The sequence below is a fragment of the Phycicoccus sp. Soil803 genome, assembly GCF_001429685.1.
Taxonomy (GTDB): domain Bacteria; phylum Actinomycetota; class Actinomycetes; order Actinomycetales; family Dermatophilaceae; genus Pedococcus.
This window is the reverse complement of sequence record NZ_LMST01000001.1, coordinates 3,051,866-3,068,067: the sequence shown is the minus strand read 5'-3', so window position 1 is coordinate 3,068,067 and position 16,202 is coordinate 3,051,866. Positions and strand designations below refer to the sequence as shown.

Here is a 16,202-nt window from a genome sequence, read left to right as displayed (position 1 = left end):
GAGCGTATGCCGCGCGGCCGGGTCCGCGGCGGACCTAGCCGCGCTCGTCCGAGTGGGCCTCGTCGGCGTGCGCGATGTGCCCGAGCTGGCGCCAGATCAGGACCAGGGTGATGCCGGACCCCACGAACGCGAACCAGAAGGGAGCGGCGAGGCCCCACTGCTCCGCGACGACCCCACCCAGCCCCTGGCCGACGACGAGCCCGAGGAACAGGCCGACGACGTAGACGCTCCCGACCCGTCCCTGGAACTCCTGCGGCACCGCGCGTTGGCGGACGGCTTGGGAGACGGTGCCCCAGACGAAGGCGTAGCCCCCGAAGACGACCATGATGGCGATCGCCAGCCAGCCCACCGTGGTCAGTGCGAGGGCGAGGTGGGTGAGCACCTCGAGCAGCAGGCAGCCCCGCATCAGGGTGGCGAGGGGGATCTTGCGCTCCAGCCAGCCGTAGGCGCTGGTGCTGACCAGCCCACCCGCAGCGGCGGCGGTGGTGAGCAGGCCGAACCCGACCTCGCCCAGGTGCAGCCGGTCGAGGGAGTAGAGGACGAGGACCGACCAGGCGGCCCCCCAGGTGATGTTGAACGCGAAGATCACCAGCGCCAGCGTGCGGACCGGGGCGTGGCCGCGGATCCAGCGCAGTCCGTCGGCGATGTCGCGGCGGACGTGCGTCTCGGGGACACCGCGGACCCCGCCGCGGGGCGTGGCGATGCGGGCCACCAGGACGACACCGAGGGCCACGCACGCCACCTGCACGACGAACGGCCAGACCATCCCCGCCGCGAAGAGGAAGGCCCCCAGCGGGGGACCGACGAGCTGGTTGGCCGTGAGGAAGCCGGCCTGGAGGCGGGCGTTCCCGATGCCGAGGTCGGCCCTGTCCACGAGCATCGGCAGCAGCGTCCCGGTGGTCGTGTCGGCGAACACCTCGGCCACGCCGTAGACGAACATCGTCGCCAGCACCAGCCCGATCGAGATCTGCCCGGTCACGATGGTCACGCACAGGACGGCGACGACGGCCGCCCGCAGGAGGTCGGCCACGATGACGACCCGGCGCCGGTCGAGCCGGTCGGCCACCGCCCCGGCCCACAGCCCGAAGAGCAGCCAGGGGAGCCGTTGGAGCACGGCGGCCAGGGCCACCAGCACGGCGTTGCGCGTCTGCGAGGCCACCAGGAGGGGACCGGCCGCCAGGGCGATCCCGTCACCGATGTTGCTGACCCACGACGACGCGAGCAGCCACCGGAAGCTGCGCCCCAGCCGTGGCGGCGCGACGACGTCCAGAACCCTGCTCACAAACGGGCGAGCCTACCCGGGTCCGCGATTTCTCGATCACCACCGTGAGCACGTACGATGGTCGGCGGTCCACGTGTGCTCGCACGCGCAGACCTATTTCGCGCGTCTTCCACCCGCTGACTCGGCTCGCCGACGAAACGGGGGCGCACCACAGCAGTCCGGAGAGTATGCCGGTGGGGTGCGTTGCAGGCGCCAGGCAGGTGGTCGCACCTACGCGGCACACCGACGCAACTGACAACGACACAAGGAGACACGGCATGGCCGTCGTTACCATGCGCCAGCTCCTCGAGAGCGGCGTCCACTTCGGGCACCAGACCCGTCGCTGGAACCCCAAGATGAAGCGCTTCATCATGACCGAGCGCAATGGCATCTACATCATCGACCTGCAGCAGTCGCTGACCTACATCAACAACGCCTTCGAGTTCGTCAAGGAGACGGTCGCCCACGGTGGGTCGATCCTCTTCGTCGGCACGAAGAAGCAGGCCCAGGAGCCCATCGCCGAGCAGGCGACGCGCGTCGGGATGCCCTACGTCAACCACCGCTGGCTCGGTGGCATGCTCACCAACTTCAACACGATCTCCAAGCGGCTCACGCGCCTCAAGGAGCTCGAGGAGCTCGACTACGACAACGTCGCGGGCTCGGGCTACACCAAGAAGGAACTCCTGATCTTCAAGCGGGAGAAGGACAAGCTCGAGAAGACCCTCGGCGGCATCCGCAACATGGCCAAGGTCCCCTCGGCCGTGTGGATCGTCGACACCAAGAAGGAGCACCTCGCCGTCGACGAGGCGCGCAAGCTCGGCCTGCCGGTCATCGCGATCCTCGACACCAACTGCGACCCCGACGAGGTCGACTACAAGATCCCGGGCAACGACGACGCGATCCGCTCCGTCACCCTGCTCACCCGCGTGATCGCCGACGCCGTCGCCGAGGGCCTCATCGCCCGCAGCTCCGGCAAGTCCGGCGAGCCGGCCGAGGGTGTCGTCGCAGGCGACGAGCCCCTGGCCGAGTGGGAGCGCGAGCTGCTCGGTGGCGACGCTGCCCAGGCCGCGGAGTCCGCAGCACCGGAGGCCGGCGAGACCGCCGCTGCCGACGCGACCGAGGCCGCCCCGGCCGAGGCCGCTGCGGTCGAGGCTCCCGTCGAGGCTGCTCCGGTCGAGGCCGCAGAGGCCCCCGCCGCGGAGGCCACCCCGGCCCCTGCCGTCGAGGAGACCGCTGTTCCCGAGGCTGCTGCCGAGACGCCGGCCGACGCCGACGCCAAGGCCTGAGCCGCACCTGCCCTCCAGTCGGACGGCTCCGGCCAGACGCGACCACGTCTGGCCGGGGCCGGTCCGGCCCAACCGTGAGAGAAGAGCTGAGAATCACCCATGGCGAACTACACCGCCGCTGACATCAAGGCCCTGCGCGAGTCCACCGGCGCGGGCATGCTCGACGTCAAGAAGGCGCTCGACGAGGCCGACGGCGACCGTGCCAAGGCCACCGAGATCCTTCGTGTGAAGGGCCTCAAGGGCGTCACCAAGCGCGAGGGCCGCACCACGTCCAACGGACTGGTCACCGCCCAGGCCGGTGACGGCGTGGGCACCCTCGTCGAGGTCCTGTGCGAGACCGACTTCGTCGCCAAGGGCGAGAAGTTCATCGCCCTGGCCGCCCAGGTCCTGGCCCAGGCCGTGGCCTCGGGTGCGGCCGACGCCGACGCGCTGCTCAAGAGCTCGCTCGAGGACGGCTCCACCGTCCAGGAGCTGCTCGACGGCGCCAACGCGACCATCGGCGAGAAGATCGAGGTCAAGCACGTGGCCCGTGTCGAGGCCCCGGTCGTCGTGTCCTACCTGCACAAGACCAGCCCCGACCTGCCTGCGCAGATCGGCGTGCTCGTCGGCGCAGAGGGCAGCGACGAGCAGGTCGCGAAGGACGTCGCGATGCACATCGCCGCGTTCAGCCCGACCGTGCTGACCCGTGACGAGGTCGACGCCGAGACGGTCGAGAACGAGCGTCGCGTCGCCGAGGCCACCGCGAAGGAGGAGGGCAAGCCCGAGGCCGCCCTCCCCAAGATCGTCGAGGGTCGCGTCAACGGGTTCTTCAAGGAGAACGTCCTGCTCGAGCAGGCCTTCGCCAAGGACGCCAAGAAGACGGTCGAGAAGGTCCTGGCCGAGGCCGGCACGAAGGTCACCTCCTTCGTCCGCTTCCGGGTAGGCGGCTGACCGCGCTCCACGCACCACACGACGAGGCCCCTCACCGGTTGGTGAGGGGCCTCGTCGTGTGTGGGGTATGCCGCGGGCCTGCCCTCGCGGCTAGCTCGCCGCCTTCTTGACCAAGGTGGCGATCTGCTTCTCGAGGGCGGGAGTCAGCTTCCTGAGTGCATAGCCGATCGGCCACATGTCGCCGTCGTCCAGCTTCGCGCTGTCGTTGAACTCGAACGTCGCGTACCGCGCCTTGAACTTGCTGGCGGGCTTGAAGAACGCCACCGCTTTGCCGTCGCGCTTGTACGCGGGCATGCCGTACCACGTCGAGGGCTCGAGCTGCGGAGCCGCCTTGGTGATGATCTCGTGCAGGCGCTCGGCCAGCTCGCGGTCCTCCGGGGGCATCTCGGCGATCTTGTCGAGGAGGTCCTGCTCGCCACTGGCGCTCTTGGCCTCCTTGGCCCGCTCCTTCATCGCGGCGCGCTCGTCGGCGGTGAACCCGCTCTTGCTCCCCGCGGTCCTGGTGGTGGTGGCCTTCGTGGCTGTCGCAGTCTTTCTGGTGTTACTGGTCGCCGTGGTCGGCATGATGGGTCCCTCCCGGGTCGTCGTGGTCTGTCCTGACCATTCTGGGAGTCCGGGGACCTCCGGCGCTTCTCGAAAACTGATCACTTGTACCGCATACTCGCTTCATGGGGAGACGAGCGAAGCAGACGCCACCGGCACCCGAGCAGACCAGGGTGCAGCCCGACTTCACCCACCTGCCCGAGCGGATCGCACCCGAGGACATGACCACGACGCACGACGTGGACCCGGGTCCCGACCCCCGCGGGGGGCGCGACACCGACACCGAGTTCATGCTCCGCAACGCGGGTTTCTGACCCTCCGCGGGCGCGCCGGGGCGCGTCGGGTCAGAAGATGCGCACCCGTTCCTGGGGGGCGAGCCACATGCCGTCACCCTCGGTGACCCCGAAGGCGTCGTGGAACTCGTCGCAGTTGCGCACCGCGTTGGCCCGGACCTCGGTGGGGGAGTGCGGGTCGATCGCGAGCAGCCGCTTGGCCTCCTCGGTCCTTGCCTTGCCGGACCAGACCTGGGCCCACCCGAGGAAGAACCGCTGGGGTCCGGTGTAGCCGTCGAGGTCGGGCACGTCCTGGCCCTCGGTGGCGATCCGGTAGGCGGAGTAGCCGATGGCCAGGCCACCGAGGTCGCCGATGTTCTCGCCGACGGTGAGCGCGCCGTTGACCTTCTCGTCGGGGGCCGCGATGGGCGAGAGCGTGCTGAACTGGGCGATGAGGGCCTGGGTGCGCTCGTCGAACCGGGCTCGGTCCTCCTCGGTCCACCAGTCGCGCAGCGCGCCGGTGGAGTCGTAGCGCGACCCCTGGTCGTCGAAGCCGTGGCCGATCTCGTGACCGATGACCGCGCCGATGCCGCCGTAGTTCACTGCGTCGTCGGCGTCCAGGTCGAAGAACGGCGGCTGCAGGATCCCCGCGGGAAAGACGATCTCGTTCATCAGCGGGTGGTAGTAGGCGTTGACCGTCTGCGGCAGCATCAGCCACTCGTCGCGGTCGATCGGACCGCCGAGCTTGGCGAGCTGGCGGCGCAGCTCGAACTCGTTGGCGCGACGGACGTTGCCCACGAGGTCGTCGTCGATGGTCAGCGAGGAGTAGTCGCGCCAACGGTCGGGGTAGCCGACCTTCGGGGTGAACGAGGCCAGCTTGGCCAGGGCCTGCTCCCGGGTCTGCGGGCCCATCCAGTCGAGGCCCTCGAAGGAGCGCCGGAACGCCTCGACGAGGTTCGCGACCAGGTCGAGCATCCGCTGCTTGGCCTCCGGCGGGAAGTACTCGGCGGCGTAGAGCTGGCCGACCGCCTCGCCGATCGAGCCCTCGACGAGCGAGACCCCGCGCTTCCAGCGCTCGCGGTTCTCGGGGAGGCCCGAGATGACCCGGCCGGTGAAGTCGAACTCGGCGTCCACGAGCTCCTTGGACAGCAGCGGAGCGGCGGAGCGGACGACGTGGAAGGCGAGCCAGTGCTTGAGGTCGTCGAGGCTCGTGTCGTCGAGGAGGGTCGACAGCCCCTCGAGGTAGGAGGGCTGGCCCACGACGACCTGCGCGAAGGCGTCACGGGCGCCGAGGGAGTCGACGAAGGTGTCCCACCCGAGGGTCGGAGCCAGACCCTGCAGCGCGGCATACCCGAAGGGGTTGTAGCTCTTGACCGCGTCGCGGGTCGCGACGTTGTCCCAGTGGTGGCCGGCCAGCCGGGTCTCGAGGGCGACCACTCGCGCCGCGGGTGAGCCCTCGTCCGTGGACCCGCCGCCGATGCCCGCGAAGTCGAGCATGCGGGCCACGTGCGGGAGGTATGCGGCGAGGATGGCCGCGTGCCGCTCCTCGCGGTAGTAGGACTCGTCGGGAAGGCCGAGCCCACCCTGGCCGAGGTAGAGGACGTACTCCTCGGGGTTCTTGGCATCCGGCGCGACCCCGAAGTCGAAGAGGCCGGGGCCCCCCTCGCGCTGGAGACGCCCGAGGACCCGGGACAGGTCGTCGAGGCTGCCGATCTGCTCGACTGCGGCGAGGTCGTCCGCGATCGGCGCGAGGCCCAGCTCGTCGGCCCTGGCCTCGTCCATGAACGACCGGTAGAGGTCGCCCACCTTGCGGGTCGGCGAGCCGGGGGGTGCGTCCGTCTCGGCCGCAGCACGCTCGATGATGGTGCGGACCCGCTCGTCGGACTGCTCCCGCAGCATGTCGAAGGTGCCGTAGCGACCCCGGTCGGACGGGATCTCGGTGTCGCGGACCCAGGTGCCGTTGGCGTGCCCGAACAGGTCGTCCTGGGGGCGGACGGAGTCGTCACGGTGACCGGGGAGGATGCCTGACCTCATGCGCGTGTCTTCCTTCACTGCGTCGATGACCTTGCGATGGGGACACCCTGCCACGCAGCACGGACAGGCGTGCAACCGGCGGCGTGTGTCCCGCGGGAGTGTGGAAGGATTCGGTGACCGCCCCACACCTCCAGGAGGATCTGTCGTGACTTCTGCCCCCGAGCAGACCGCCCCAGCCGGATCCACCACCCCCCGCCGGCGGGTGCTGCTCAAGCTCTCCGGCGAGGTCTTCGGCGGTGGTCGGGTCGGACTGGCTCCCGAGGTCGTGCGGGGGATCGCCCAGCAGATCGCGCAGTCTGTCAACGAGGGCATCCAGGTGGCCGTCGTGATCGGTGGCGGCAACTTCTTCCGGGGCGCCGAGCTGCAGCAGCAGGGCATGGACCGCACCCGCGCCGACTACATGGGCATGCTGGGCACGGTGATGAACTGCCTCGCGCTCCAGGACTTCCTCGAGAAGGAGGGCATCGAGACCCGGGTCCAGACCGCGATCACGATGGGTCAGGTCGCCGAGCCGTACATCCCGCGCCGCGCGATCCGCCACCTCGAGAAGGGCCGCGTGGTCATCTTCGGCGCCGGCGCCGGGATGCCGTTCTTCTCGACCGACACGGTGTCGGCGCAGCGCGCGCTGGAGATCAAGTGCGACGCGGTGCTGATGAGCAAGAACGGTGTCGACGGGGTCTACGACTCCGACCCGCGCACCAACCCCGACGCCAAGAAGCTCGACGAGATCAGCTACGCCGAGGCCCTCCAGCAGGGTCTGCGCGTCGTCGACGCCGCGGCCTTCAGCCTCTGCATGGAGAACAAGCTGCCCATGGTCGTCTTCGGCATGGAGGGCGAGGGCAACGTCGTCCGGGCGCTGCGCGGTGAGAGGATCGGGACGCTGGTCACCCCCGGCTGAGTCGGCGGCACGCCGACCCACCCACCAGACTGACCACACCACGACCGGCGCAGCCCCTCCGGGGAGCGCCCGAGAAGGAGCGGGACATGATTGAAGAGACTCTCCTCGAGGCCGAAGAGAAGATGGAGAAGGCCGTCGAGGTCGCCAAGGAGGACTTCGCGGGCATCCGCACGGGTCGCGCGACGCCGGGCATGTTCAACAAGCTCATGGTCGACTACTACGGCGCCCCGACGCCGCTGCAGCAGCTGGCGTCGTTCCAGACCCCTGAGGCCCGCACCATCCTGATCACGCCGTTCGACAAGTCGGCGATGGCGGAGATCGAGAAGACCCTGCGCGACTCCGACCTGGGCGTGAACCCCAGCAACGACGGCAACATGATCCGCTGCGTCCTGCCCCAGCTCACCGAGGAGCGGCGCAAGGACTACATCAAGCTCGCCCGGCACAAGGGCGAGGACGCCAAGGTGTCGATCCGCAACATCCGCCGCAAGGCCAAGGACGAGCTCGACAAGCTCGTCAAGGACGGCGAGGTCGGCGAGGACGACGGCACCCGCGGCGAGAAGGAGCTGGACGCGACGACGAAGAAGTACGTCGACAGCGTCGACGAGCTGTTGAAGGGCAAGGAGGCCGAGCTGCTCGAGGTCTGAGCCGCTCGCCCCACCACGAAGGAATGAACACGCCATACTCCCGTAGCTCACGGCGCGAGGCCGCCCACCCGGTCCCCGATGCCGGGGGCTCCGGCACGCCCGCCGGGCCGCCCACGCGTCGTGGTGCCGCAACGGCCCCGGCCCAGCGGCCGTCGAAGGCGGGCCGCAACCTGCCCGCCGCCATCGGGGTGGGTGTGGGCCTGGGCGTCCTCATCATCGGCTCGCTGATCCTGCGCAAGGAGCTGATGCTCGGCATCGTCATCGTGGCCATCGTCGTCGGCGTCTGGGAGCTGCGGCGTGCGCTCGCCCAGGTCTCGATCCACGTCCCGCTGGTGCCGAGCCTGGTCGGCAGCGTGAGCATGCTGGTGTCCGCCTACGTGGGTGGGGGAGAGGCCCTGATCATCACGGTCGGGCTGACCTGCGTCGGCATCCTGCTGTGGCGGATCGCCGACGGGGTGCTCGACGCGGTGCGCGACATCGCGGGTGGCTTCTTCGTCGCGGTCTACCCGTCGTTCCTGGCCGGGTTCGCCGCCCTCATGCTGGCTGCCGACGACGGGGCCCGACGGATCGTGGTGTTCATCCTGGTCACGGTGCTCAGCGACGTGGGTGGCTACGCGTTCGGCGTGCTGCTGGGCCGGCACCCGATGGCTCCCTCGGTGAGCCCCAAGAAGTCCTGGGAGGGTTTCGCCGGGTCGGTGCTCACCTGTGTCGTGGGCGGCGCGATCGCGGTCGTGCTGCTCCTCGACGGGCCCTGGTGGGGCGGTGCCGTGCTCGGGGCCTGCGCGGCGATCGCTGCCACGGTCGGCGACCTCACCGAGTCGACCGTCAAGCGCGATCTCGGCATCAAGGACATGAGCACGATCCTCCCCGGCCACGGCGGGGTGATGGACCGGCTCGACTCCCTGGTCGTCGTGGCTCCCGTCGCCTGGGCCCTGCTGGCCTGGGTCGTCCCCCCGGGCTGAGGTCACCGCACGTCGAGCGGGTGTGAGGTCACGGCCGACACCTGAGAGACTGGGTGCACCATGACCACCGACCTCCCTGCGCCCACCAGCGAGCGTCCCCAGCCGGGACAGCTGACCTTCTCCGCCCCGCGTCGGGGCAAGCCGCCGCGCCACCTCGCCGATCTCTCTCCGGCGGAGCGCAAGGAGGCGGTCGAGGCGTTGGGGCACAAGGGGTTCCGGGCCAAGCAGCTGTCGACCCACTACTTCGAGCGGCTGGTCGAGTCGCCGGAGGAGATGACCGACCTGCCCAAGGCGATCCGCGACGACCTCGTCGCCGACCTGCTCCCGACGCTGCTCACCCCGCTCGTGCAGCGCACCGCGGACGACGGCATGACGATCAAGTCGGCCTGGAAGCTGCACGACGGAGCCATCGTCGAGTCGGTCCTGATGCGCTACCCCAAGCGGGTCACGATCTGCATCTCCAGCCAGGCGGGCTGCGGCATGAACTGCCCGTTCTGCGCCACGGGTCAGGCCGGACTGACCCGCAACATGAGTGCCGCCGAGATCGTCGAGCAGGTCGTCAGCGGAGCCAGGCTCCTGCGCAGCGGTGACCTCGCGATCGGCGGCGCGGCTCGCGGCGCGGCCACCGGCCCGGCGGCACAGGACGACCACGTGGCCGAGCTCGGCGAGGAGGACGACACCGAGGGCGGCAGCGAGGGTGACACCGGGCCGACCGGTCCCACCCGCATCTCGAACGTCGTCTTCATGGGCATGGGCGAGGCGCTGGCCAACTACAAGGCGGCGATCGGTGCCATCCGCCGGCTGACCGATCCCGCGCCCGACGGGCTCGGCATGTCCGCGCGTGGCATCACCATGTCGACCGTGGGGCTCGTCCCGGCGATCGACAAGCTGGCGGCAGAGGGCATCCCGGTCACGCTGGCGCTGTCGCTGCACGCCCCCGACGACGAGCTGCGCAACGAGCTCGTCCCGATCAACACCCGCTGGAGCGTCGACGAGGCCCTCGACGCCGCCCACCGCTACTACGAGGTCACGGGTCGCCGGGTGAGCATCGAGTACGCGCTCATCAGGGACATCAACGACCACGCCTGGCGCGCTGACCTGCTCGGGAAGAAGCTCAACGCGCGCGGCCGTGGCTGGGTGCACGTCAACCCGATCCCGCTCAACCCCACCCCCGGGTCGAAGTGGACCGCGTCCCGGCCGGGCGTCGAGCAGCAGTTCGTCGAGCGCCTGCGCGCCCACGGCATCCCCACGACGATCCGGGACACGCGGGGCCAGGACATCGATGGGGCCTGCGGCCAACTCGCTGCCTCCACAGCGTGATGCTGCCTAGACTCGACAGGTGAGCTCACGCCGACTGGCGATGGTGGTCTCTGCCACGGCTGTCACGGCCGTCGCGGTGACCTTTGCCGTGGTGCTCACGGGCGCGTTCGCCGGTCGGGAAGGCAAGGCGGTCCCCGCTGCGCTCACCACGTCGCCGCACGGCCACAGCGTCGCCGTGACGGCGCCACCCGAGGCCCCGCTGCGCGCGGGGGAGCGCTTCGTCACGCTCCGGATGCCCACGGCATACACCCCGAAGGCACCGGCGGGGCCGGGCACCGACGACTACCGCTGCTTCCTGCTCGACCCCCGCCTCACCGCCAAGTCGGTGGTGACGGGCATCAACGTCCTGCCGGGCAACCCCGACGTCGTGCACCACGTCATCCTGTTCCGGGTGCCGGCCGAGAAGGTGGCGCGGGCCGAGGAGATGGACCGCCTCCAGGTCGGCCAGGGCTGGACCTGCTTCGGTGGCACCGGTGTGGAGAGCCAGGGCGCTGGACTGAACAGCGCCCCGTGGCTGGGTGCGTGGGCCCCCGGCGGTGGCGAGCGGGTGCTCGCCCCCGACCTCGGTATGCCGGTCGAGGCCGGTTCGCGGATCATCATGCAGGTCCACTACAACCTGCTCGCCGGCCGGACCCCTGACCAGAGCGCCGCCAAGCTGCGGGTCGCGGCCGACGACGGGAAGCGCAAGACGCTCCAGACGGTGCTGCTGCCGGCGCCGGTCGAGGTGCCCTGCCGACCCACGCACCCCGGCCCGCTCTGCGACCGGAAGGCCGCGATGGCCGACGTGCAGCAGCGCTTCGGGATCGCCGCAGGGCGCACCGGCGATGCGCTGCACCTGCTCTGCCCCGGCAACAAGGCCGGCCCGACCCAGACCTGCACGCGCCCCGTGACCCAGGCGTCGACGATCCGTGCCGTGGCCGGTCACATGCACCTGCTTGGCACGAAGATCTCGGTCACGGTCAACCAGGGCAAGGCCGACGAGCGCACCATCCTCGACATCCCGATCTGGGACTTCGACGACCAGGGCAGCCGGCCAGTGCAGCCCGCGGTGAAGGTGGGACCGGGCGACACCCTCACCGTCTCCTGCACGCATGACCAGCGGATGCGCGACCTGCTGCCGTCGTTCGAGGGGATCCCGGAGCGCTACGTCGTGTGGGGCGAGGGCACGACCGACGAGATGTGCCTCGGCATCGTCATGGTCACCCGGCCCTAGCACCACTGCTGCGCACCTAGGCTGACCCGCGTGAGAGCCAACCCCGTCGGAGCCGTCGAGCCGGGACGCGAGTTCGTCCTGACCGTCTCGTGTGCCGATCGCCGGGGCATCGTGCACGCGGTGTCGGGGGTGATGCTCGAGCTGTCGATGACGATCCTCGACAGCCAGCAGTTCGCCGACACGACGGCGGGGGAGTTCCACCTGCGGATGCACCTGGCGCGCGAGGGTTCGGCGCTCGCGGTCGAGGACCTCGACGCCGCGATGCACGAGGTCGCCACGGAGTTCGCCATGACGTATGCCGTGCACGACCTGTCCCAGCGGCGGCGGGCGCTCGTCCTGGTGAGCCAGCAAGGGCACTGCCTCAACGACCTGTTGTTCCGGGTCGAGAGCGGGTCGCTGCCGCTCGACGTGCCCGCCATCGTCTCGAACCACGAGGACTTCCGCGGCCTCGCCGAGTGGCACGGGATACCGTTCCACCACGTGCCGGTCACGCCCGAGACCAAACCGGCGGCCGAGTCGGAGCTGCGCCGGCTGGTCGAGCTCTACTCCGCCGACACCATCGCCCTGGCGCGCTACATGCAGATCCTGTCGAGTGGGCTGTGCGCCGACTTCCCGGGGCGGATCATCAACATCCACCACTCGCTGCTCCCGAGCTTCAAGGGCGCCAAGCCCTACAGCCAGGCCCACGACCGCGGGGTCAAGGTGATCGGCGCGACGGCCCACTACGTGACGGCCGACCTCGACGAGGGGCCGATCATCGAGCAGGACTTCCGCCGCGTCGACCACCGGATGAGCCCGACCGAGCTCGCCTCCGTGGGGCAGGAGCTGGAGGCGATGGCGTTCGCGAGGGCGCTGCGCTGGCATGCCGAGCACCGCGTGGTGTTGCGAGGCCGCCGGACCATCGTCTTCGACTGATCTCTCCGACTGCGCTCAGCTGTCGGCGAGGGCGTACGCCCTCGGGCCAACCATCCGCACTCCGCTTCGCTCCGCGCTCCCGCCAGGCCCTCCACGGCCCTTCGGGCGCGCCCCCTCACCTCCGCGCTGTTCAGGCGGGTGGGACGAGGGCTTCCAGGGCTGCGGTGGTCTGCGCCGACGGGATGAAGCCGGTGCGGGCTGCCCCGGTGACCCAGAGCTCATCGAGGCACCCGGTGGCGAGCATGCGCTCGTCGCCAGCGCTGGTCACACCCACGACCGTGTAGGTCCACGGACCCTCGGAACTGCAGGCGCCGTTCCCCGTGAAGAAGCCGCCCCAGTCCGAGGTGAGGTCCGAGTTGAGCGCGGCGAGCGTGTCGCTGGGCAGGGCGATGGAGCGGTAGCTGCGTGTCGTCATGGGTTGGATCGGGCGCATCGGGTCCCCGGCGACGAAGTTCGGCTTCAGGCAGAACGTCGCAGCGACCAGTGGGGAGTGCAGCAAGTGGGTGCGGGAGGACGTGTGGGTCCGCAGCCAGGTCTCGTCCGTGCGGCAGTCGAGAGCGGCGCTCGGTGTCGAGGCGGGGAGCGCGTCGACCTCCTCCCCGGCGAGGAGGTCGAGGAACGAGGCCAGCGCGTAGGCGCCACCGCACGTCATCTCGGTGCTGCGGTAGGCCTCGACGCGACCCGACTCGTCCTCGAGCGCGAGGGTGAAGGCGGGGCCGGGGCGGATCCGGCCGCAGGCCTGGCCGTTGGTGCCGGACACCGCGAGGCCGCGCAGGCGTGAACCGGTGACCTCGGTCGCGGGCAGCTGCCAGCCGTCGTCGGTGCCGACGACAGACGACGTGGTGGCCATCGAGGCTGGCTGCCGGGGCGACGGGTCGGGACACACCCAGGCGGCGACTGCGTCGGCCGTGTCAAGGAGATCGCTCCCCGGCAGGTTGGTAATGGTCGCGGGCCGCGTGCAGTCGGCCGGGGTCAGGGACGGCCCGGCTGGCACCACCCGTGCCGGCGGGTCGAACGAGGCCACGAGCACGGTGGCGAGGACGAGGGTGGCCGCGGCCGCGGTGGCGATCCCGAGCTGGCGGACCCGTCGAGCGCGGGTTGCGTAGCGGCGTGCGCCGTGGGCCAGACCTTCGGTGGTCGGGTCGTCCGGCGCGAGGTCGTGGAGCGCCTGGCGGAGCCGGGTGTCGAGGTCGCTCATCGGAGTTCTCCCTCGGTGACGGCGAGTGCGGGGCACTGGCGCAGGGTCGCCAGCGCCCTGGCGGCCTGGCTCTTGACGGTTCCCACGGTGCAGCCGAGCAGCTCGGCGGTCTGGGCCTCGGTGAGGTCCTCGAAGTAGCGGAGCACGACGACCGCGCGTTGCCCCTTGGGCAAGGCAGCCAGGGCGGTAAGGAGGTCTCGCCGCTGGTCCAGGTCGCGGTCGGTGGTCGGCTGCTCGGGCAGTGCGGCTGTGGGGTACTCGCCGTTCCAGCGCCGGCGCCACCAGGCGATGTAGGTGGTGAGCATGACCTTGCGGACGTAGGCCTCGCGGGGCCCGGCGGCGACGGAGTCCCAGCGGGGCCAGGTCTTGCCGAGCGCGGTCTGGACGAGGTCCTCGGCCCGCTGGCGGTCGCCGGTGAGGAGGAACGCGGTGCGCAGCAGGCTCGGGCCGCGTGCGGCGACGAACGAGTCGAACTCGCTCGTGTTGGCAACCGTGGCTGCGCGGGGTACTTCGCCCATGCCGTCCTCCTCTCGCTCACACAGGAAGAGCGGCGAGACCACCTCCAAGGTTGTCACCGGCGGCCTGAAATCCGGCACACGGGGTCAAGGCAGGTGAACGACGCCGAGATGGCGAGGGGTCAGCGGGGCTGGATGAGGTCCCAGGCGTTGCCGTACAGGTCCTCGAAGACCGCCACGCTGCCGTAGGTCTCGTGTCGGGGCTCCTCGCGGAAGCGCACCCCGGCGGCGAGCATCCGGGCATGGTCGGCCGCGAAGTCGTCGGTCGCGAGGAAGTGCATCACCCGGCCACCGCCGGGGTCGCCGACCCGGGCCTCCTGCTCCGGAGTGCTCGCCCGCGCCAGAAGCACCTGCGTGCCGTCGGACCCCGCTGGGCGGATGACGACCCATCGGGTGCCGTCGCCACGATCGGTGTCCTCCACCAGCTCGAAGCCGGCCCGTTCGCGGAACCACTCCAGCGCTTCGTCGTACTCGCGGACGAGCAGGGTCACGAGGCTCAGGTGCTGGGGCATTCAGCCATCCTCGCGCACGGCTCGCCGGAGGGCGCGCAGGTACCCGACGGCGACGACCCGCTGCAGCCGCCACGTCACCGGTCCGCCCAGTCGGGTGAGCCAGAGGTCGGCGCGCGCGTAGGCGCGGATCACCGCCCACACCTCGTCGCCGCGCCGTTCGACCAGGAAGCCCTCCTCGCCGCTCTCGACGTGCCCCTCGAGCGTGCCGTAGCCGAAGCCGGTGCGGTCGGCCGTCTCCAGCGTCCACACGATGCGACAGGGCACGCCGAGAAAGACCAGCCGGCTCAGCACGTCGACGCCCACCGCCGCGCGCGGAGCCGTCGCCCGCGGCCGGAGTCCGACACCGCGTTGCGGCGCATAGGCCATCAGCGCCTCGCTCGCTGCTCGGTATGCCGCGTCGCCGGCTCCCAGCCGCCGCTCGACCTCGAGGTGGTGGAACCCGGGAGGCAGGGGTCCGTCGAGGGTCAGCCCGCGCGGCTCGTAGGTCAGCTCCAGGTCGGCCAGGTCCGCCAGCCTCACGACTGGTCCCCCCGGTCGCCGGGTTCGGGGGTTGGGTGAGGAGCGTCGTCGATCGCTCGGTCGAGGATGATCGCGGCCGCCTCCTCGGGGGTGTCGACCAGGTGCACCACGGCCTCCATGCCTCGCTCCTGACCGAGGGCTCGCACCGCGGCCCAGACCGGCACGGTCTCCGACCAGTACTCCTGGCCGACCAGCACCAGTGGGGCGAGGGTCGACTCGGCGGGGGCGTAGAACAGCGGCGTGACGGCCTGGAAGATCTCCTGCACCGTGCCCGCGGCACCCTCCAGCACGACCAGCCCGGCGGCCGCGCGGGCCAGCAGCCCGTCCTCGCGGATCGCGTTGGAGAAGTACTTCCCGATCCCGTCGCAGAAGATGTTGGGCGGCTCGTGCCCGTAGAACCAGGTCGGGATGCCGAGGCTGCGCCGCTCGTCGGAGGCGGGGAGGGCGGAGCGCACCTCGAACGCCAGGCTGACCCAGTCGGCGACGGACGGGCGGAACGTCGGCACGGCGGCCAGGCGGTCGAGGGCCGTGCCGAGCGACTGTTCGTCAGCGGCCAGCGCGCCGAGGTTGGCGGCCTCCATGGCGCCGGGCCCGCCACCGGTGGCGACGACCAGTCCCGCCGCGGCGAGCGACCGACCGAGCCGTGCCGCCGCGGCATACGCCCTCGTGCCCCGCGCCAGCGCGTGCCCACCCATCACCCCGGCGACCGGGCGACCTGCCGTGAACTCGTCGAGGGCGTCGCTGATCGAGTCGTCGTGGATGGCGCGAAGGAGCGTGACGAACGCGTCGTGGTGCACCGCGCCGTCGCGCATCCACTGGTAGGCAAGGAAATCCGGGGTGGACTCATAGCCGCCGGCGTCGAGGCCGGCGTAGAGCTCGGCGGCGGTGTAGAGCGTCGCCCGGTAGGGGTCGACCGGCGCATGCGGGTCGGTGGGGAAGACCAGCGCGCGGTGCGCACCGAAGTGCGCGCTGAGCGTGGTGGACAGGTGACCGCCCAGCACCACGAGCCCCTCCACGTCCGTGCGGGCGAGCAGGCGGTCCTCGTATGCCGTGAGGTCGAGGTCCTGGAACCGCAGCCCGGTCAGGGGGCGGCCGGAGTCGAGCACCGCGTCGAGGTCGGCGAGGTCCTCGACCTCAGGGTCTGGGGTGCCGCCGTCGCCCTGCATGGTGCCGACTCTAG

Annotated in this window: 17 protein-coding genes; 9 read left to right on the top strand and 8 right to left on the bottom strand. The window is 70.8% G+C overall.

The annotated features are described in order from the left end of the window. Positions 1-34: 34 nt before the first annotated feature. Complete coding sequence (locus tag ASG95_RS14130) at positions 35-1,282, bottom strand: MFS transporter (protein WP_056922561.1); 1,248 nt, start codon at positions 1,280-1,282, stop codon at positions 35-37. Between the two features lie 257 nt (positions 1,283-1,539). Between ASG95_RS14130 and rpsB the strand changes: the two genes are divergently transcribed. Together rpsB and tsf are read left to right on the top strand one after the other, a co-directional pair. Continuing rightward, positions 1,540-2,547 carry a 30S ribosomal protein S2 gene (rpsB, locus tag ASG95_RS14125; protein ID WP_056922562.1) on the top strand — a complete coding sequence of 336 codons (1,008 nt, stop codon included), beginning with the start codon at positions 1,540-1,542 and terminating at the stop codon, positions 2,545-2,547. Positions 2,548-2,646: 99 nt separating this feature from the next. Further along, positions 2,647-3,477 (top strand): translation elongation factor Ts, encoded by an 831-nt coding sequence (gene tsf / locus ASG95_RS14120; RefSeq protein WP_056922563.1) that lies wholly within the window; start codon positions 2,647-2,649, stop codon positions 3,475-3,477. Between the two features lie 90 nt (positions 3,478-3,567). On the opposite strand, the gene ASG95_RS14115 is transcribed toward tsf, so the two are convergent. Beyond that, on the bottom strand, positions 3,568-4,041 hold the full coding sequence (locus ASG95_RS14115) for an iron chaperone (RefSeq protein WP_056922564.1): 474 nt from the start codon (positions 4,039-4,041) through the stop codon (positions 3,568-3,570). A gap of 104 nt (positions 4,042-4,145) precedes the next feature. On the opposite strand from ASG95_RS14115, the gene ASG95_RS21410 reads away from it, so the two are divergent. After that, on the top strand, positions 4,146-4,334 hold the full coding sequence (locus ASG95_RS21410; RefSeq protein ID WP_157582095.1) for a heme biosynthesis protein HemY: 189 nt from the start codon (positions 4,146-4,148) through the stop codon (positions 4,332-4,334). A 30-nt stretch (positions 4,335-4,364) separates the two neighbouring features. Here ASG95_RS21410 and ASG95_RS14110 read toward each other — a convergent pair whose 3' ends face one another. Further along, on the bottom strand, positions 4,365-6,326 hold the full coding sequence (locus ASG95_RS14110) for a M13 family metallopeptidase (RefSeq protein WP_056922565.1): 1,962 nt from the start codon (positions 6,324-6,326) through the stop codon (positions 4,365-4,367). Between the two features lie 145 nt (positions 6,327-6,471). Here ASG95_RS14110 and pyrH point away from each other — a divergent pair, with 145 nt between their 5' ends. The 6 genes from pyrH to purU all read left to right on the top strand — a co-directional run bounded on the left by pyrH (position 6,472) and on the right by purU (position 12,278). Then, complete coding sequence (gene pyrH, locus ASG95_RS14105) at positions 6,472-7,224, top strand: UMP kinase (protein ID WP_056922566.1); 753 nt, start codon at positions 6,472-6,474, stop codon at positions 7,222-7,224. A gap of 86 nt (positions 7,225-7,310) precedes the next feature. Then, on the top strand, positions 7,311-7,868 hold the full coding sequence (gene frr / locus ASG95_RS14100) for a ribosome recycling factor (RefSeq protein ID WP_056922567.1): 558 nt from the start codon (positions 7,311-7,313) through the stop codon (positions 7,866-7,868). Between the two features lie 23 nt (positions 7,869-7,891). After that, positions 7,892-8,830, top strand: a complete 939-nt coding sequence (locus tag ASG95_RS14095; protein ID WP_082592633.1) for a phosphatidate cytidylyltransferase — start codon at positions 7,892-7,894, stop codon at positions 8,828-8,830. 60 nt (positions 8,831-8,890) lie between these two features. Then, positions 8,891-10,150, top strand: coding sequence for a 23S rRNA (adenine(2503)-C(2))-methyltransferase RlmN (rlmN, locus tag ASG95_RS14090; RefSeq protein WP_056922568.1), 1,260 nt, complete (start codon positions 8,891-8,893; stop codon positions 10,148-10,150). Positions 10,151-10,169: 19 nt separating this feature from the next. Next, a complete protein-coding gene (locus ASG95_RS14085) occupies positions 10,170-11,363 on the top strand; it encodes a hypothetical protein (protein WP_235543889.1) in 1,194 nt (397 codons plus the stop codon). Between the two features lie 30 nt (positions 11,364-11,393). Then, positions 11,394-12,278, top strand: coding sequence for a formyltetrahydrofolate deformylase (gene purU / locus ASG95_RS14080; protein WP_056922570.1), 885 nt, complete (start codon positions 11,394-11,396; stop codon positions 12,276-12,278). Positions 12,279-12,408: 130 nt separating this feature from the next. On the opposite strand, the gene ASG95_RS14075 is transcribed toward purU, so the two are convergent. The 5 genes from ASG95_RS14075 to ASG95_RS14055 all read right to left on the bottom strand — a co-directional run bounded on the left by ASG95_RS14075 (position 12,409) and on the right by ASG95_RS14055 (position 16,188). Continuing rightward, positions 12,409-13,476 (bottom strand): hypothetical protein, encoded by a 1,068-nt coding sequence (locus ASG95_RS14075; RefSeq protein ID WP_057377879.1) that lies wholly within the window; start codon positions 13,474-13,476, stop codon positions 12,409-12,411. After that, positions 13,473-13,994 (bottom strand): SigE family RNA polymerase sigma factor, encoded by a 522-nt coding sequence (locus ASG95_RS14070; RefSeq protein ID WP_057377878.1) that lies wholly within the window; start codon positions 13,992-13,994, stop codon positions 13,473-13,475. Before ASG95_RS14070 ends, ASG95_RS14075 begins: the two co-directional genes overlap by 4 nt. A gap of 119 nt (positions 13,995-14,113) precedes the next feature. Beyond that, complete coding sequence (locus ASG95_RS14065; RefSeq protein WP_057377877.1) at positions 14,114-14,503, bottom strand: VOC family protein; 390 nt, start codon at positions 14,501-14,503, stop codon at positions 14,114-14,116. After that, a complete protein-coding gene (locus ASG95_RS14060; RefSeq protein ID WP_057377876.1) occupies positions 14,504-15,022 on the bottom strand; it encodes a DUF1990 family protein in 519 nt (172 codons plus the stop codon). Further along, complete coding sequence (locus ASG95_RS14055) at positions 15,019-16,188, bottom strand: LOG family protein (protein WP_057377875.1); 1,170 nt, start codon at positions 16,186-16,188, stop codon at positions 15,019-15,021. The genes ASG95_RS14060 and ASG95_RS14055 overlap by 4 nt, the downstream gene beginning before the upstream one ends. Positions 16,189-16,202 lie beyond the last annotated feature (14 nt).

Bases quoted from the DNA above. Each gene is read 5' to 3' on its own strand.
- rpsB (WP_056922562.1), top strand. From the start codon at position 1,540: ATGGCCGTCGTTACCATGCGCCAGCTCCTCGAGAGCGGCGTCCACTTC.
- tsf (WP_056922563.1), top strand. From the start codon at position 2,647: ATGGCGAACTACACCGCCGCTGACATCAAGGCCCTGCGCGAGTCCACC.
- ASG95_RS14115 (WP_056922564.1), bottom strand. From the start codon at position 4,041: ATGCCGACCACGGCGACCAGTAACACCAGAAAGACTGCGACAGCCACG.
- ASG95_RS21410 (WP_157582095.1), top strand. From the start codon at position 4,146: ATGGGGAGACGAGCGAAGCAGACGCCACCGGCACCCGAGCAGACCAGG.
- ASG95_RS14110 (WP_056922565.1), bottom strand. From the start codon at position 6,326: ATGAGGTCAGGCATCCTCCCCGGTCACCGTGACGACTCCGTCCGCCCC.
- frr (WP_056922567.1), top strand. From the start codon at position 7,311: ATGATTGAAGAGACTCTCCTCGAGGCCGAAGAGAAGATGGAGAAGGCC.
- ASG95_RS14095 (WP_082592633.1), top strand. From the start codon at position 7,892: ATGAACACGCCATACTCCCGTAGCTCACGGCGCGAGGCCGCCCACCCG.
- rlmN (WP_056922568.1), top strand. From the start codon at position 8,891: ATGACCACCGACCTCCCTGCGCCCACCAGCGAGCGTCCCCAGCCGGGA.
- ASG95_RS14075 (WP_057377879.1), bottom strand. From the start codon at position 13,476: ATGAGCGACCTCGACACCCGGCTCCGCCAGGCGCTCCACGACCTCGCG.
- ASG95_RS14070 (WP_057377878.1), bottom strand. From the start codon at position 13,994: ATGGGCGAAGTACCCCGCGCAGCCACGGTTGCCAACACGAGCGAGTTC.
- ASG95_RS14065 (WP_057377877.1), bottom strand. From the start codon at position 14,503: ATGCCCCAGCACCTGAGCCTCGTGACCCTGCTCGTCCGCGAGTACGAC.
- ASG95_RS14055 (WP_057377875.1), bottom strand. From the start codon at position 16,188: ATGCAGGGCGACGGCGGCACCCCAGACCCTGAGGTCGAGGACCTCGCC.